This is a genomic window from Streptomyces sp. F63, from assembly GCF_018070345.1.
Classification (GTDB): Bacteria; Actinomycetota; Actinomycetes; order Streptomycetales; family Streptomycetaceae; genus Streptomyces.
Window position 1 is genome coordinate 134,078 of the sequence record NZ_JAGPXX010000005.1, and the last position, 15,612, is coordinate 149,689.

Genomic DNA, 15,612 nt, shown 5'->3' on the forward strand with positions numbered 1-15,612 from the left:
CGCTCCTTTCGGTTTCACCCGGGAGCGCTCCGGGCACACCAGGGAGAAGGAGAAGGGGCGGAAAAGAAGAAGGGACGCCGAAGCGTCCCTTGCAGATTCTCAGTGGTGTCCGGCCGCCGGACCGGCCGGAAGCCCGGCGTCAGGTGAGAGCGGGCTCCGCCTTGGATACGTCGAAGCTTTCGAGCAGCGAGTCACCGTGATGAGCGGCGGCGGACAGTGCGTCGTTCTCGGCCTGCATCCGTACGATCTCGGATTCCAGGTCCTGAACGCGCTGCTGCAGCCGTCGCATCTCGGCGATGAGTCGCGGGTCGGAACCGCCGACGTAACCGAGAAGCGCCTTTGCCATGATGGATGGTCCTCCACACTGAGTGACCGACCGATGCGGTGTGGGTCGTGAGCTAGTCGCACCCGCGTGGCCTGCCACCACCGTCATTCCCGGTGCTGAACAGGTGGGGTGCGCGGGGATTCAAGCGTCTCACCAAATGGTTTGACGGTCAACACGATCACACCCCGTATCGCCGGGCGTCCCGGGGGCGCGCCGTGCTGACATGCGGCGCTGCTCTCTCCGGACGGCCCGCGGGGGCGGAGATCATCCTTATGGCCGCAGCCTTGCATGGCGGCGCGTTCTTGGCAACCACCAGGTCACCGCAGTCTCTCACCGTGATCGCCGGGCCCCTTCCGGCAGCGGCCGCGCGGCGCGGGCCGGTGAGTCAGCGAATGTCGAAGTCCGCGTAACCACCCCGGAATGTGTCCCATATCTCGGTGACACCGTCCACCCGGCCGGGCGTGTCCCCGGCGCGCAGCCAGTCGAGCAGACGTTCGCAATGGTCTCTGGGGCCCTCGGCGACGACCTGTACCCGGCCGTCGCCGAGATTCGAGGCGAAACCGGTGAGGCGCCCGATCTCCAGGGCCCTGGCCCGGGTGAACCAGCGGAAACCGACACCCTGGACGCGGCCGCGGACCCACGCGGTGAGACGGACGTCTTCCTCCATGAACGCACGCTAACCCGGCCGATGCCGGGAGGGCACATCCCGTCCCCGCGCCATGGCGTACAGTCGCCGGTCAACGAAATCTCGCTCGTACGGGTGAGATGGGTGACGCGTACAGCGGAGGGGTGGGTCATGGTCCGCCAGCGACGCAGCGAGCGCGCGGCCCCGGAACCCGGTTCCGGCGCGGTGCCCGGGCCCGCGATCCGGCCGGGGCGGAGCCGGGCTCCGGTCCGGACAGGGCTGCTGGGGGTGTCGACGGCCGTCGCGCTCGGAGTGGTCTCCGTGACCTCCGGGCTCCTGCCCGGCGGGAGCACCTACGTGTTCCGGGGCGCGCAGGAGCCGGCCGGCCCGGTGCGGTCAGGGGCTCCCGCACATCCGGAACCGGAGAAGGCGGCTCCCGCGGACCCGCCGGGGCCGGGCCGGGAGACCGCCGGGCCGGGCTCCGGAGGCACACGGTCCCCCGCGGCCGGAGCCGCCCCCGATTCCGGCCGACCGCCGGGCGAGCCCTCGTCCCGCCGGCCGTCCGCGGCTCCGGCTGCCTCCCCGGGAGGCGGGACCGCCCCGCCCCGGACGGCCGGCGGCGCACCGGCCGAGGCGGACGTCCGGCGGGACGCCGACGCCGGGTCCGGCCCGGAGCGGGCGGCCGAGGCCAGGGTTCTCGCCCTGGTGAACCGGGAACGGCGGAAGGCCGGCTGCTCCCCCGTGGCCGCCGATCCCGTACTGGCCGATCTGGCCCGGGCGTTCAGCCGGGACATGGCCGAGCGGGACTTCTTCGCGAACACCGACCCGGACGGCGCCACTCCGTGGGACCGTGCCGGGAAGCTCGGGATCACCGGGCTGGGCGGCGAGAACATCGCCCGCGGGCAGACGACCGCGGAGGCCGTGATGGACGCCTGGATGGACACCCCCCGCCACCGGGCGAACATGCTCAACTGCGACTACCGGACTCTCGGCGTCGGCGCGCACTTCGGGGACGGCGGCCCCTGGTGGACCCAGGACTTCGGCTACTGACGGCTTCCGGCGCGGGCCGCGCCGCGGGCCGGCGGGCGCTGGCAGCGCGGGCAGTAGTAGCTGGACCGGTTCATCCAGGGGCGGCGGCGCATCGGGGTGCCGCAGCGGCGGCAGGGCTCGTCCTCGCGGCCGTAGGCGTCCAGGGAGCGGTGGAAGTAACCCGACTCGCCGTTCACGTTGACGTAGAGGCTGTCGAAGCTGGTGCCGCCTGCCGCGAGCGCCGCGTGCATGACGTCCCGCACGTGGCCGAGGAGTTCGGTGCTCCGGTAGCGGGTGAGGGTGTGTGTGGGGCGGTCGTAGTGCAGCCGCGCGCGCCACAGCGCCTCATCGGCGTAGATGTTGCCGACCCCGCTGATCAGGGTCTGGTCGAGCAGGGCCCGCTTGACGGTCGTCCGGCGGCGGCGGAGCGCGGCGTGGAAGGCCGCCTCGTCGAACGCAGGGTCGAGCGGGTCGCGCGCGATGTGGGCGATGGCGTCCGGCAGCCCTTCGGGGTCGCCGGGCACCCAGGGGTGCAGGGAGAGGCCGCCGAAGGTGCGCTGGTCGACGAAGCGCAGTTCGGTGCCGAGGGCGTCGGCGAAGCGGATGCGGACCCGCAGATGTGTCTCGTCCGGAGCCGCGGCGGGCTGGACGAGCAGCTGGCCGCTCATGCCGAGATGGCCGAGGAGCGAGGTACCGGCCGAGGGGGCGTCCGGGGCCTGGGCGGGCACGGCGTCCAGCGGCAGCCAGAGGTACTTGCCACGGCGGTACGCCGGCCCGAACCGGCTGCCCCGCAAGCGGGCGGCGAAGTCCTCCGCCCCGGGGATGTGGCGGCGCACGGCCCTCGGGTGGAGCACGTCGACGGCGGCCACGGTCCGGCCGCTCACCCAGCGTTCCAGGCCGCGCCGGACCACCTCGACCTCGGGCAGCTCGGGCACGGGTTCTCCTCCTCCGCGCACCGGCGGGGGCTCGATCGGCCCGGGCGGTGCGCGGTCTGCGGTCTGCGGGTTGCGGTCTGCGGAGGGTGCGGCGCCCGGTACCGGCGGGCACGGCGCGGGCCCACCGGCGCCTGCCGGTGGGCCCGTACCGTTCGCTTCCCGCGGCCGTCGCCGCGGGCGTGCGGGATGGTTCAGCGGGCGGCGCGCCCGGCGCCCTCCGCGGCACCGTCCGCCGGGGAGCCGCCGCCGTCGGGGGCGACGGCACCGCCGTCCGCCCCGGCGGCGGCACGGGCGCCCGCGACCTCGGACGCCGTGGCCGCCGCCGCGGTCTCGGCGGCCTCCGCGGCCTCGCTGATCGCCCGCCAGGCGGCCTCGGCCGCCTGCTGCTCCGCTTCCTTCTTGCTGCGGCCGGTGCCGGTGCCGTACGCGACACCACCGACGCGGGCAGCAGCCGTGAAGGTCTTCTCGTGGTCCGGTCCGGTCTCGCTGACCAGATACTCCGGGACGCCCAGGCCCTCGGTCGCCGTCAGTTCCTGAAGGCTGGTCTTCCAGTCCAGGCCGGCGCCCAGATTCGAGGACTTCTCGATCAGCGGATCGAAGAGCCGGTGCACCAGCTCCGCGGCCGCGTCGAGTCCCTGGTCGAGATAGACCGCGCCGATCACCGCTTCCAGGGTGTCGGCGAGGATGGATGCCTTGTCCCGCCCCCCGGTGCCCTCCTCACCCCGGCCGAGCCGGATGAACGAGCCCAGGTCGAGGCCGCGGCTGACCTCCGCCAGCGCGCGTGAGTTGACCACCGCGGCCCGGAGCTTGGCCAGCTGGCCCTCCGGCAGATCCGGGTGGATGCGGTACAGCGTGTCGGTGACCACCAGGCCGAGCACGGAGTCCCCGAGGAACTCCAGCCGCTCGTTGGTGGGCAGACCGCCGTTCTCGTACGCGAACGAGCGGTGCGTCAGCGCACGCACCAGAAGGGCGGACTCGAGCCGGTAGCCGAGCCGCCCTTCCAGCAGCGTGTGCGACGAGGCCGTGTCCGCCTGAGCCGATTCGCCCCCGCGTTTGCGGGGGGATGCGCCGGCGTCCGACATAGAGCCTCTCACCCGCCGATCAGACGTCGAGGACCTGACGACGGTTGTAGGTCCCGCAGCTGGGGCACGCGATGTGCTGCAGCTTGGGCTCATGGCAGCGCTCGCACGACACCAGGGTGGGGACCGCAGCCTTCCACTGCGACCGGCGGTGGCGCGTGTTGCTGCGCGACATCTTCCGCTTCGGAACAGCCACGGCTACTTCTCCTGCTTCTCGTCGGCGCCCGCTTCGGCGCCGTTCACGTTGTCCTTCCCGCCGCCCTTGACGGTGTCGGCGAGTCCCTGCAATGCCGCCCAACGGATGTCGACGGCGTCGTGGTGGTGGTCCGGGTCGTCCTCGAGCCGCGCTCCGCACTGGGGGCACAGACCGGGGCAGTCCTCCCGGCACACCGGCTGCAGCGGCAGTGCGAGCACCACCGCGTCCCGCAGCACGGGTTCGAGGTCGATCAGTCCGTCCTCGACGAAGAACGTCTCCTCCTCGGCGTCGTCCTCCGGCGCCGCCTCCTGGCGGATCCGGCTGTCGGCGTCGGGGTAGGAGAACATTTCCTGGAAATCCGTCTCGAGCTCGCGCTCGACCGGCTCCAGACACCTTACGCACTCCCCCGAGAGCGGCGCACGGGCGGTACCGGTGACCAGTACCCCCTCCATCACCGACTCCAGACGGAGATCGAGCTCCACCGTCGCCCCGGCGGGCACCCCGATCACCTCGATGCCGAGATCCGCGGGCGCTTCGACGGAGCGGGAGAGCCGCTGCATCGCACCGGGACGGCGGCCCAGCTCATGCGTGTCGAACACGAGCGGGTTGCGGTGGTCGGGGCGGGCGTTCAGGGCTTCCTGCTTTCCACGGTGGCGGTACGGGGCGGCCCGCCGCGGATGTGCGGGCAGCCGGGATCGCGGACGTACGCGACCGAACAGCCAGGATACTGGACGGCTCGCCGCAGACCCAATCGGCACCGGACGGGCCGGAGGGCGGCGGGCCGGGCGGGAAGGCCCGGCGGCGGGTCAGCGGCCCTGCTCGTACTGCCGCAGCCGGTCGAGGTCGATCATGCTGGTGTCGAAGAGGCTGGTCTCGTCGAGCGCGGTGGGGTCCTGCTGGGGAACGCCCTGCTGGTACTGCTGCCCGTAGTCCGGGGAGCCGCCGTAGCCCTGCTGCCCGCCGTACGGGGCTTGCGCGTACGGGTCCTGCTGCGGGTAGCCGTAGGCGTCGCCCGGGGCGGGCTGCTGCGGCTGCTCCTGCTGGTAACCACCCTGGTAGCCGTACGGATCCTGCTGGTATCCGGCGGCGGGGGCGTAGTAGTCGCCCTGTGCGGGGAGCGCCGGCCCCTGCGCGGGCCCGCCGGCGGGCTGCCCGTCCGGCTGGGGGCCGGCCAGGCCCGCCAGGTAGTCGGCGTCGCTGGTCCGCTGGTGGTCGACACCGTCCTGAGCGGCCATGTGGGCGCCCAGGTCGTCGATGGCCTGCCGGCCCTGCAGCTTCTGCCGGCCCCGGCCGACCGCTTCGAGGGTCTTGGCGAGAACGGCCTCGAAGGCGCCGAACTTGGCGTCGACATAGGCGTCGGCGCGGTCCCGCAGCGTGTCCGGGTCGGCGCTGCGCTCCGGGGCCTCCTCGTCCGCGTAGCCCTGCTCGTCGAGGCCCGGGCCGCGGCCGAGGAGCTTCTCACGGCCCCGGTCGACGGATCCCAGGGTCTTGGTGAGGACGACCTCGAAGTTCGCGAGCTTGCTGTCGACGTAGTCGTCGGCCTCGGCACGGATCTCCTCGGCCTCGCGGCGCGCCTCGCCGAGGATGCGGTCGGCCTCGCTCCGCGCCTGCTGGGCGATCTCGGTGCCGGAGACCAGCGACGCGCGCTCGGCGTGCGCGGACTCGATGACGCGCTCGGCCTCGCGCCGGGCCTCCTCGACCACCTGTTCGCGGCCGCCCAGTACCTCCTGCGCCCGGGCCAGGGAACCGGGGAGGGCCTCGCGGATCTCCTCCAGCAGGGCGAGCAGTTCGGTGCGGTTGACCACACAGGACGCCGACATGGGCATGGACCGGGCGCCTCTGACGGTGTCGACGACCTCGTCGAGCTTCTTCTGCACGTCCATGGATGCTCGCAACTCTCTGGACCGGGGCGGTTCGTGGACGGGACGACTGTACGTCCATCCGGCCGCCCGCCGACAGCGGCGCAGGCCGCCCGGCCCGTCAGCGCCGGCCCAGCCGCTCGGTGAGAGCCGTCAGCACGATGGGCGGCACCAGGTGCGAGACGTCGCCGCCCCAGGCCGCGACCTCCTTGACCAGGCTGGAGGAGAGGAAGCTGTAGGTGGGGTTGGTGGGGACGAAGAGCGTCTCGACCCCGGAGAGCCCGTGGTTCATCTGGGCCATCTGGAGTTCGTAGTCGAAGTCGCTGACCGCGCGCAGGCCCTTGACGATCGCGGGGATGTCGCGCTGCTTGCAGAAGTCGACGAGCAGGCCGTGGAAGGACTCCACCTCGACGTTGCCGTACTCGGCGGTGGTCCGGCGGAGCAGGTCCAGCCGCTCCTCGATGGTGAAGACGCCCTTCTTGGACTTATTGATCATCACGGCGACATGAACGACGTCGTACAGCTTGGACGCCCGGCCGATGATGTCGAGATGCCCGTTGGTGACGGGGTCGAAGGACCCCGGACAGACGGCACGGCGCAACACAGGTCCCTCACTCTCCGGTCCGGTCATGACTCGCACGCCGACGGCAGGTCCGCGGGTACGTCCGTGCGTGTCGGGGCGGCGCGACCGTACCAAAGGGTTCCCTCTCCGTAGCGGCGTGCCCGCAGCGCCGCGAACCCCTCCGGCCAGTCGAAATCCCCGCCCCTGGTGCTTCGTTCCACGGTGACCAGGGCTTCTTCGGCGAGCCACCCCCCGGCGCGGAGTGTGAGCAGGATCTCCCGGAGACCGTCGTCGGTGACGGCGTAGGGCGGGTCCAGGAAGAGCACGTCGTACGGCTGCCCCGGCGGCGGTCCGGCCGCGATCTGCTCCGCTCGGGCAGCGCGGATCTCGGCCCCCGGCAAGCCGACCGTGCGGGCGTTCTCCCGGATCGTGCGCGCGGCCCGCGGGTCGGACTCCACGAGCAGGACGTGGGCGGCGCCGCGGGAGAGTGCCTCCAGGCCGACGGCGCCGGAGCCGCCGTAGAGGTCGAGCACACGGAGCCCGTCGAGGCCGCCCAGCAGCGACTGCCAGGTGGAGAAGAGCCCTTCGCGCGCCCGGTCGGAGGTGGGGCGGGTGCCGGTGCCCGGCGGTACGGCCAGGCGGCGGCCGCCGGCTGCTCCGGCGATCACGCGGGTCATCGTGGGGCCCTTCGCGGTGGGCCGGGGCGGCGGCCACGGCCGGCCGCCGCCCCGGCGCGCTGGTTTGGTCCCACGATAGGGCGTCAGCCCCGCGGGGCCTCCTCCGCCTCCGGCGCGGCGGGCGCACCGGCGCCGACCAGGGCCGGGGAGGCGTACCGGGACCAGGACAGGCAGCCGTCGGGCGGGCAGTGGTCGGGGCGGCGCGGGTCGTGGCCCAGCTCGCGGAGCTTGGTCCGCACCGAGTCGGGGGTGCGGCCGAAGCGGGCGGCTATCCGGGCGATGGTCTCGCCGGCGTGGAAGCGCCGGGTGAGGTCCTCCTCGTGCCGGGGCACCCAGGGGGCACCGTGACCGGGGAAGAGTTCGCGCAGCACGTCGCGGTCGGGGATCGGTTCGGCCACGTCGGCGACGAGCGCCAGGGCGCGCAGTGCCCGGTTGAGCGCGATGCGCAGCGCCGGGACGTCGGTGAGGGGCAGGGTGAGCGCGCCGGAGGCGAGGAGCGTCTCCGGCGCGTCCTCCTGCCAGCCGGTGAGGGTAAGGGTCACGGTGGAGTCGTCGTCGCTGGCGAGCTCGATGCGGAAGGTCTTGTCACCGAGCGGCAGTTCGTTGAGATGCCGGAATGCCATGAATACAGCCCCCAGGGATCCAATCCGCCGATCCCCGTCGGGATCGGTCCGGACTGGGTCCATTCTCCCATCGGACACTGACAACGGGGCCCGGGGCGGCGGCCGTTCACCGGGGCCGCCGCACCTCCCCGGGGTTGTTCCGGCCGGCTCTCCCCGGGCTCGCCCGGGCCCCGCTCAGCCCTTGTCCAGGAACTGCTCGCGTTCGGCGTCCAGCAGGGCGTCGAGAGCGGTCCTGAGCTCCGGGTGGCGCTCCAGCTCCGGGTCGGCGGCGACGAGCGCGGAGGCCTCCTCCCGGGCCTGCGCGATGACGTCCTCGTCCTCGATGACGGCCAGCATCCGCAGACTGGACCGGACCCCCGACTGGGCCTGTCCCAGCACATCGCCCTCCCGGCGCTGCTCCAGGTCGATCCGGGAGAGTTCGAAGCCGTCGAGGGTGGCCGCGACCGCGCTCAGCCGGGCCCGGGCGGGGGCGGCCTCGGGCATCTCGGTGACCAGGAGGCAGAGGCCGGGGGCGCTGCCGCGGCCCACACGGCCGCGGAGCTGGTGCAGTTGGGAGACGCCGAACCGGTCCGCGTCCATGATGACCATCACCGTGGCGTTGGGGACGTTCACGCCGACCTCGACGACCGTGGTGGCCACCAGGACGTCCACCTCCCCCGCGGAGAAGCGGCGCATCACGTCGTCCTTCGCCTCGGGCGGCATCCGGCCGTGCAGGACCTCCACCCGCAGCCCGGCGAGCGGTCCGCTTCCGAGCTGTTCGGCGATGTCCAGGACGGCGAGCGGGGGGCGGCGCTCCGCGTCCTCCCCGGGGGCGGCCTCGCGCCGCGCGGCGGCGGGGCCGTCCTCCTCGTCCCCGATGCGGGGGCAGACCACGTACGCCTGGTGTCCCGCCTCCGCCTCCTCGCGCAGCCGCTCCCAGGCCCGGGCGAGGAAGTGCGGCTTCTCCCCGGCGGGGACGACGTGGCTGGCGATCGGGGACCGGCCCGCCGGCAGCTGGTCGAGGACCGAGGTCTCCAGATCGCCGAAGACGGTCATGGCGACGGTGCGGGGGATGGGCGTGGCCGTCATGACGAGCAGATGGGGGGGCTGCTTGCCCTTGGAGCGCAGGGCGTCGCGCTGTTCGACACCGAAGCGGTGCTGCTCGTCCACCACGACGAGCCCCAGATCGTGGAACTGCACCTTGTCCTCGATCAGGGCGTGGGTGCCGATGACGAGGCCGGCCTCGCCGGTGGCCAGGTCCAGCAGCGCGGCGCGGCGGGCGGCGGCGCCCATGGAGCCGGTGAGCAGGACGACCTTGGTGGCGTGCTCGGCCGCCCCGAGCATCCCGCCCTCCGCCAGCCCGCCCATCATCTCCGTGATGGAACGGTGGTGCTGCTGGGCCAGCACCTCGGTCGGTGCGAGCAGCGCGGCCTGCCCGCCGGTGTCGACGACGGCCAGCATGGCGCGCAGCGCCACCAGCGTCTTGCCCGAGCCCACCTCGCCCTGCAGCAGCCGGTGCATGGGGTGTTCGGCGGCCAGATCGGCGAAGATCTCCGCGGAGACCCGCAGCTGGCCCTCGGTGAGGGTGAACGGCAGCCGGGCGTCGAAGGCCGCCAGGAGGCCGTCCCGGCGGGGTACCCGGGGGGCGGCGGGCAGCTGGGACTCCGCGTGCCGGCGGCGGGCCAGCGCGGTCTGCAGCACGAAGGCCTCGTCCCACTTGAGGCGTTCCCGGGCGCGGGCGATGTCCGCCTTGGTGCCGGGCCGGTGCACCTGGCGGAAGGCGTCGGGGAGCGGTGCGAGGCCGCGCTCGCGGCGCAGATCCTCCGGCAGCGGATCGACGATCCGGTCCCAGCCGGTGGCCTCCAGGGAGTCGAGCAGGGTGCCGACGGACTGGGAGATCTTCCAGGACTCCATCTTGGCGCAGGCCGGGTAGAGCGGGATCAGCTCGTTGGCCCACGCCTCGGCGTCCCGCAGGTCGCTGTCCCGGTCCAGCAGCTGGTACGCCGGGTGGGCCAGCTGGCGGGCGCGGTTGAAGACGCCGACCTTGCCGGAGAACATGCCGCGCCGGCCGGGCACCAGCTCCCGCTGGTGGTGCCGGGCGGGCCGGCCGAAGAACACCAGCCGGAGCCGGCCGCTGCCGTCGGTGAGCGTGACCTCCAGGCGCACGCCCTTGCCCTTGTTGAACGTCAGCAGCCGGGCGTCGGCGACCTCGGCGACGACCGTGACGTGCTCGTCGAGCGGGAGGTCGGCGAGGCGCGTGAGCTCTCCCCGCTCGGCGTACCGGCGGGGGTAGTGGTGCAGCAGGTCGCCGACCGTGCGCAGGTCCAGCTGCTCGGCCAACACCTTCGCGGTGTTGCCGCCGAGCGTCTTCCTCAGGGGTTCGTCCAGGGCGGGCACGCCGTCCATTGCACACCATGGGTACGACAGACGGGGACAGCCGCAGCCGTCCTCCGCCGCGGACGGCCGGCCACCGGCGGCCGGAGCCGGAGCCGGAGCCGGAGCCGGAGCCGGGGCCGGGGGGTCACTCCACGCCGATGATCAGGGGTACGCGGGGCTGGCCGCCCCGGTGCACGACGGTGTCGACGGCCAGGTGCTCCCGGCGGACCCGGTCCTCCAGACGGCCGGCCAGCGCGTCGGGGGCCTCCGCGCCGAGCACCAGGGTGACCAGTTCGCCGCCCGCGGCCAGCATCCGTTCCAGGACGGCCTCCGCCGTCGCGGCGAGGTCCTGCCCGATCACGGCGACATCGCCGTCGATGAGTCCCAGCACGTCGCCGGCCTGGCAGACGCCGGCCATCGTCCAGGACCGGTGCTCGGCCACCGCGAGTTCGGCGTGCCGGGTGGCTCCGGCGGCGGAGGTCATCGCCACGACGTCCTCGTCGAAGCGGCGGTCCGGCCCGTGCACGGCGAGGGCCGCGATGCCCTGGACCGGCGAGCGGGTCGGGATGACGGCGACCCGTATCCCCTCCGCCCGCGCCTGCTCGGCGGCCGCGGCGGCCGTGTGCCGCAGGGCCGTGTCGTTGGGCAGGAGCACGACCTCGCGGGCGTGCGCCCGGCGGAGGGCCTCCACCAGTTCGCCGGCGGCGGGCGGCTCTCCGGGGCGCACGGTGACCACCGTCGCGCCCGCCTCGCGGCAGAGCTCCGCCAGCCCGTCGCCGGGGACCACCATGACGACGGCCCGCTGGGCGCGCGGCGGCTGCTCGGCGCGGTGGGCGTCCGATCCGAAGTGGGTGATGCGGATCCGGTACGGCCGCCCGGCCTCGATCCCGGCCTCGACGGCGGCTCCGGCGTCGTCGACGTGCACATGGACGTTCCACAGTCCGTCTCCGCCGACCACGACCAGGGAGTCGCCGAGCGGATCCAGCCGTGCCCGCAGGGTCTCCACGGCCCGGTCGCCGGCCTCCAGGAGGTACATGACCTCGAAGGCCGGCCCCTCACCGGTGCAAACGGCGGTCCGCGCGTCCGTCCCGGCACCGGTGTCGCCGGGGACCCCGGCAGCGCCGGGGGCGGGCCCCCGGACGGCAGGACCGCCGTCCGCCGCGCCTCCGGTGTACGGGCCGCCGGACGGGGCGCCCGTCCCCGGCTGCCCGGCCGGCGGGCCCGGGGCGCGGCCGGCCCGGTCCCGGCTTTCCGCACGGGAACTCCCGGGACTCTCACCCGTGACGGCCTCCATCAGGGCGCCGAGGACGGTCACCAGCCCGCAACCGCCCGCGTCCACCACACCGGCACGGCCCAGCACTTCCAACTGCCCCGGGGTCTCCTCCAGCGCCGCACGTGCCCCCTCGTAGGCCGCCCGCACCACCTCGGCCGCTCCTCCCCCGGCGCGCTCGGCGGCGTCCGCCGCGGCCGCGGCCACGGTCAGCATCGTTCCCTCGACGGGGTGGGCGACGGCCCGGTACGCCGCCTCGCCGGCCTGCCGCAGCGCCCGGCGCAGCCGTTCGCCGCCGGCCCGGCCGGCCGGCTCACGGCCCGCCTGCCCGGCGGCCTCCCCCGGCGCGGCAAGGACCTCGGCCAGTCCGCGCAGCATCTGGGACAGGATGGTGCCGGAGTTGCCGCGGGCGCCGATCAGCGCGCCGTGCGTCATGGCGCGCAGCGCGTCGGGCAGCGCCGGCACCGCACCGCCGGACCCGGGCCCGTCCTCGCCGGTGTCCTGACCGGCGTCCGGGGGCACGGCCGGGGAGGCGGCCATCTCCGCGTGGGCGGCGAAGACCGCCTCGACCGCCTGGGCCGCGGATTCGACGGTGAAGTACAGATTGGTGCCGGTGTCCCCGTCGGCGACCGGGTAGACGTTGATCGCGTCAATGCTCTCCCGGGCCCTCCCCAGCGCCTCCAGAGCCAGTTCGCACCAGGTGCGGACCATGGCGGCGTCAAGGGTGTCGGGCACCGATGTCCTCCTCAGAGCGGGGCGGGGAGCCGTCGGCAGCGTAGCCGCGGAACGGGCTCCGCCCGGGAGGGGGCCCGGGCGCCCGTGGTAGTTTCGTTGTACGGGAGCGGTCGTTGTATGCTGCTCCGGTTGCCCGACCCGAGTCGGGACATTCCCCCCGGCGGCACCGGTCATCGACTTCGATCCCCGGTAAGCCGGGAATTCACCGTACGTGCATCTGAAGTCTTTGGAGTGACCCGTGGCTGCCAACTGCGACGTCTGCGGCAAGGGGCCGGGCTTCGGCAACAACATTTCGCACTCGCACCGCCGCACTCGCCGTCGTTGGAACCCCAACATCCAGACGGTGCGCGCTGTGGTCGGTCGGACGCCGAAGCGGCTCAACGTCTGCACCTCGTGCATCAAGGCCGGCAAGGTCTCGCGCTGACGTTTCCGTCGTAGCGCAGCCCTTGGCCGGTTGCCGAAGCCGGTCCGCCTCCGGGACGGACCGGCTTTTCGCATGCCCGGGGGCTTCGGCGGGCCGATTCACCGGAAACGCCAGCCGTGGTCCACGGGGCCGATCCCCGACCCCAGCGGGAAGCCGGCGGCGATCGCCCCGGTGAGGTATCTCTTGGCCGCGGCGACGGCCGCGGGGACCTCCGCTCCCTTCGCCAGCTCCGCCGCGACGGCGGCGGCGAGGGTGCATCCGGTGCCGTGGGTGTGCCGGTTGTCGTGCCGGGCGGCGCGCAGCCGGTGCTCCTCGCGGCCGTCGGTGAGCAGGTCCACCGCCTCGCCCGGCAGATGCCCGCCCTTGATCAGCGCCCAGCGCGGTCCGAGGGCGAGCACCGCGTCGGCGGCCCGCCGCAGATCGTCCTCGCGCTCCACGCGGACTCCGGTGAGCTGTTCGACCTCGGGCAGGTTCGGCGTGGCGACGGTCGCGGCCGGCAGCAGCCGGGTCCGTACGGATTCCAGCGCCGACGCGGCGAGCAGCGGGTCGCCGTGCTTGGAGACCCCGACCGGATCCACGACCACCGGTGCCCCGGTGCCCGCGAGGAGTTCCGCGACGGCCTCCACGAGTTCGGCCGAGGAGAGCATGCCGGTCTTCACGGCGTGCACCCCGATGTCGTCCACCACGCTGCGGTACTGGGCCCGTACCGCCTCCACGGGCAGGTCCCAGGCACCTTGCACCCCGCGCGAGTTCTGCGCCGTGACGGCCGTCACCACGCTCATGCCGTGGGTGCCGAGGGCCAGCATGGTCTTGAGGTCGGCCTGGATGCCCGCGCCGCCGCCGGAGTCGGACCCGGCGACGGTGAGTACGAGCGGGGGCGTCTGCGGGGCCGGGCGCGGCCGCGGTGTTGTCTCCACGATCAGCGAATCTACCCGGCGTCCCCCTGCTCGCCGAAGTGGTCCCAGCCCGCCTTCTCCCACGGCGCCCCGTCCACGGTGACCCGGGGCAGCGCCGAGCGGCCCAGCACCTCGCCGATCACCCGCCAGCGGGCGGGCAGTTTGGTCTCCGGCGGGAAAACGGCGGCGATGGCGTGGTCCTCCCCGCCGCTCAGCACCCAGTGCAGCGGGTCGACGCCCACGGCCTGCCCGATGTCGGACATCTGCGAGGGGATGTCGACGGCACCGGAGCGCACGTCGATCCGGACCCCGCTGGCCTCCGCGATGTGCCCGAGGTCGGCGATGAGGCCGTCGCTGACGTCGGTCATGGCCGTGGCGCCGAGCGCGGCCGCCGCGGGACCGGCGTGGTACGGGGGTTCGGGCCGCCGGTGCGCCTCGACGAAGGCACGCGGTGAGCGGAAGCCGCGGGAGAGCACGGCGTGCCCGGCGGCGGACCAGCCCAGCCAGCCGGTGACGGCCACGACGTCGCCGGGCCGGGCGCCGGAGCGCAGCACCGGCTCGGTGGTGCGGAGGTCGCCCAGGGCCGTGATGGAGACGGTGATCGTCTCACCGCGCACCACATCGCCGCCGACGACGGCGGCCCCCGCCACCTGGCACTCGTCGCGCAGCCCGTCCATCAGTTCGGCCGGCCAGGTCGCCGGCAGCTCCGCGGGGACGACGAGGCCGAGCAGGAGCGCCGTGGGCACCGCGCCCATGGCGGCGATGTCGGCCATGTTCTGCGCCGCGGCCTTGCGGCCGACGTCGTAGGCCGTGGACCAGTCGCGGCGGAAATGCCGCCCCTCCAGCAGGATGTCCGTGCTGGCGACGACCCGCCCGTCCGGTGCCGCGACGACCGCCGCGTCGTCGCCGGGCCCCAGCCGCACGGCCGGGGTGGTGGTGAGCCGCGAGGTCAGCTCCCTGATGAGGCCGAACTCGCCCAACTCCCCCACGGTGCCCTTCATCCCTGTGCCCCTATCTCCGCCGGCGGGCGCGACGGCCCCGGCCCGGTGCTCGGTCTCCCGTGCCGACCGCGGCGTCGGCAGTGTCGTTCCCTGGTGAGTCCCCCGTGTTCCGCCGGGCGGCGAGGGGCGCCACAGACCGTGCGGGGTCTCCCCGCGCCGCCCGGCGGCGCGGTACCGTGGCGTCCCTTCTTCCCACATGATCCTCGTAGCCGCCCTGGAGGTTCCGTGGTACAGGCGTACATCCTGATCCAGACCGAGGTCGGCAAGGCCTCGTCGGTCGCCGAACTGGTCTCCAAACTTCCCGGAGTCATCCAGGCCGAGGACGTCACCGGTCCGTACGACGTCATCGTGCGCGCCCAGTCCGACACCGTCGACGAGCTGGGCCGCCTCGTGGTGGCCAAGGTGCAGCAGATCGACGGCATCACCCGCACCCTGACCTGTCCCGTCGTCCATTTCTGAGGCCCCGGGGCGCCCGGCATGCGCCCGGACCCGCTGGGTAGTCTCGATCGGGTGAACACCCTCCTCCGCCGTTTCCTCTGGCTGTCCGCCGTCATCTCCATGACCGCGGTGGGCTGTTCCACCGCCGACAGCGGCCGTCCGGTGCCCACTCCTTCGCCGCGGACGGCGAAGCTGTGCCGGGCCCTCTACCAGGAACTGCCGGAAAAGGTGGACGGACTGGAACGGAGCGACAGCGAGCCCCCCTCCGAGTTCGCCGCCGACTGGGGCGACCCCGCCGTGCAGTTGCGCTGCGGGGTGTCCCGCCCCGAGGTCCTCACACCGGGAACCGAGCATTACAACCCCACCGCCGAGGGGATGGAAGTGAACGGCGTGCTGTGGCTCGCCGAGAAACAGGAGAACGGTTACCGCTTCACCACCACGTTGCGCAAGGCCTACGTCGAGGTGACGGTTCCCCGGGAGTACCGGCCGGAGGTCAATCCGCTGACGGACCTCGCCGAGCCCATCGAGAAGACCGTTCCGGAGACGCTCTAGTGCCGTGAGAGTGCCGGTTCGCCGGGAGGCC

18 protein-coding genes are annotated in these 15,612 nt (G+C 73.7%); 4 read left to right on the top strand and 14 right to left on the bottom strand.

Annotation, left to right across the window (positions count from 1 at the left end):
* Positions 1 to 139: 139 nt before the first annotated feature.
* Positions 140 to 346: a hypothetical protein gene (locus KBZ10_RS07985; protein ID WP_019709848.1), complete on the bottom strand. Its 207-nt coding sequence runs from the start codon at positions 344 to 346 to the stop codon at positions 140 to 142.
* Positions 347 to 710: 364 nt separating this feature from the next.
* Entirely contained in the window at positions 711 to 992 is a 282-nt protein-coding gene (locus tag KBZ10_RS07990) for an acylphosphatase (RefSeq protein ID WP_210986808.1), read from the bottom strand.
* Between the two features lie 129 nt (positions 993 to 1,121).
* Here KBZ10_RS07990 and KBZ10_RS30485 point away from each other — a divergent pair, with 129 nt between their 5' ends.
* On the top strand, positions 1,122 to 2,000 hold the full coding sequence (locus KBZ10_RS30485; protein ID WP_210986809.1) for a CAP domain-containing protein: 879 nt from the start codon (positions 1,122 to 1,124) through the stop codon (positions 1,998 to 2,000).
* Here the strand turns inward: KBZ10_RS30485 and mutM are convergent.
* The 10 genes from mutM to KBZ10_RS08045 form a co-directional block, all read right to left on the bottom strand.
* Complete coding sequence (gene mutM / locus KBZ10_RS08000; protein WP_210986810.1) at positions 1,994 to 2,914, bottom strand: bifunctional DNA-formamidopyrimidine glycosylase/DNA-(apurinic or apyrimidinic site) lyase; 921 nt, start codon at positions 2,912 to 2,914, stop codon at positions 1,994 to 1,996. The genes KBZ10_RS30485 and mutM overlap by 7 nt on opposite strands.
* A 191-nt stretch (positions 2,915 to 3,105) precedes the next feature.
* Positions 3,106 to 3,996, bottom strand: coding sequence for a ribonuclease III (gene rnc / locus KBZ10_RS08005; RefSeq protein WP_210986811.1), 891 nt, complete (start codon positions 3,994 to 3,996; stop codon positions 3,106 to 3,108).
* A gap of 19 nt (positions 3,997 to 4,015) precedes the next feature.
* A complete protein-coding gene (gene rpmF, locus KBZ10_RS08010) occupies positions 4,016 to 4,189 on the bottom strand; it encodes a 50S ribosomal protein L32 (protein ID WP_039822111.1) in 174 nt (57 codons plus the stop codon).
* A 2-nt stretch (positions 4,190 to 4,191) separates the two neighbouring features.
* Positions 4,192 to 4,821, bottom strand: coding sequence for a DUF177 domain-containing protein (locus KBZ10_RS08015; protein ID WP_247702027.1), 630 nt, complete (start codon positions 4,819 to 4,821; stop codon positions 4,192 to 4,194).
* Positions 4,822 to 4,995: 174 nt separating this feature from the next.
* Positions 4,996 to 6,072 carry a cell division initiation protein gene (locus KBZ10_RS08020; protein WP_210986812.1) on the bottom strand — a complete coding sequence of 359 codons (1,077 nt, stop codon included), beginning with the start codon at positions 6,070 to 6,072 and terminating at the stop codon, positions 4,996 to 4,998.
* Between the two features lie 97 nt (positions 6,073 to 6,169).
* Positions 6,170 to 6,679, bottom strand: a complete 510-nt coding sequence (gene coaD / locus KBZ10_RS08025) for a pantetheine-phosphate adenylyltransferase (protein ID WP_247701992.1) — start codon at positions 6,677 to 6,679, stop codon at positions 6,170 to 6,172.
* Entirely contained in the window at positions 6,676 to 7,476 is an 801-nt protein-coding gene (rsmD, locus tag KBZ10_RS08030; RefSeq protein ID WP_307847288.1) for a 16S rRNA (guanine(966)-N(2))-methyltransferase RsmD, read from the bottom strand. The genes coaD and rsmD overlap by 4 nt, the downstream gene beginning before the upstream one ends.
* On the bottom strand, positions 7,371 to 7,910 hold the full coding sequence (locus KBZ10_RS08035; protein ID WP_210986815.1) for a hypothetical protein: 540 nt from the start codon (positions 7,908 to 7,910) through the stop codon (positions 7,371 to 7,373). The genes rsmD and KBZ10_RS08035 overlap by 106 nt, the downstream gene beginning before the upstream one ends.
* A 174-nt stretch (positions 7,911 to 8,084) precedes the next feature.
* Positions 8,085 to 10,295, bottom strand: a complete 2,211-nt coding sequence (gene recG / locus KBZ10_RS08040; RefSeq protein WP_210986816.1) for an ATP-dependent DNA helicase RecG — start codon at positions 10,293 to 10,295, stop codon at positions 8,085 to 8,087.
* 115 nt (positions 10,296 to 10,410) lie between these two features.
* Complete coding sequence (locus KBZ10_RS08045) at positions 10,411 to 12,246, bottom strand: DAK2 domain-containing protein (protein WP_210986921.1); 1,836 nt, start codon at positions 12,244 to 12,246, stop codon at positions 10,411 to 10,413.
* A 262-nt stretch (positions 12,247 to 12,508) separates the two neighbouring features.
* Between KBZ10_RS08045 and rpmB the strand changes: the two genes are divergently transcribed.
* Positions 12,509 to 12,694 carry a 50S ribosomal protein L28 gene (rpmB, locus tag KBZ10_RS08050; RefSeq protein ID WP_009714771.1) on the top strand — a complete coding sequence of 62 codons (186 nt, stop codon included), beginning with the start codon at positions 12,509 to 12,511 and terminating at the stop codon, positions 12,692 to 12,694.
* Positions 12,695 to 12,792: 98 nt separating this feature from the next.
* Here rpmB and thiD read toward each other — a convergent pair whose 3' ends face one another.
* Together thiD and KBZ10_RS08060 are read right to left on the bottom strand one after the other, a co-directional pair.
* Positions 12,793 to 13,611: a bifunctional hydroxymethylpyrimidine kinase/phosphomethylpyrimidine kinase gene (gene thiD, locus KBZ10_RS08055; protein WP_210986817.1), complete on the bottom strand. Its 819-nt coding sequence runs from the start codon at positions 13,609 to 13,611 to the stop codon at positions 12,793 to 12,795.
* A gap of 11 nt (positions 13,612 to 13,622) precedes the next feature.
* Positions 13,623 to 14,591, bottom strand: coding sequence for a thiamine-phosphate kinase (locus tag KBZ10_RS08060; protein ID WP_210986818.1), 969 nt, complete (start codon positions 14,589 to 14,591; stop codon positions 13,623 to 13,625).
* Between the two features lie 225 nt (positions 14,592 to 14,816).
* Between KBZ10_RS08060 and KBZ10_RS08065 the strand changes: the two genes are divergently transcribed.
* The gene (locus KBZ10_RS08065) at positions 14,817 to 15,050 is read left to right on the top strand and encodes an Lrp/AsnC family transcriptional regulator (protein WP_019709861.1); all 234 of its coding nucleotides are present in this window, start codon (positions 14,817 to 14,819) and stop codon (positions 15,048 to 15,050) included.
* Positions 15,051 to 15,101: 51 nt separating this feature from the next.
* Entirely contained in the window at positions 15,102 to 15,581 is a 480-nt protein-coding gene (locus KBZ10_RS08070; protein ID WP_307847271.1) for a DUF3515 domain-containing protein, read from the top strand.
* Positions 15,582 to 15,612: the final 31 nt, after the last annotated feature.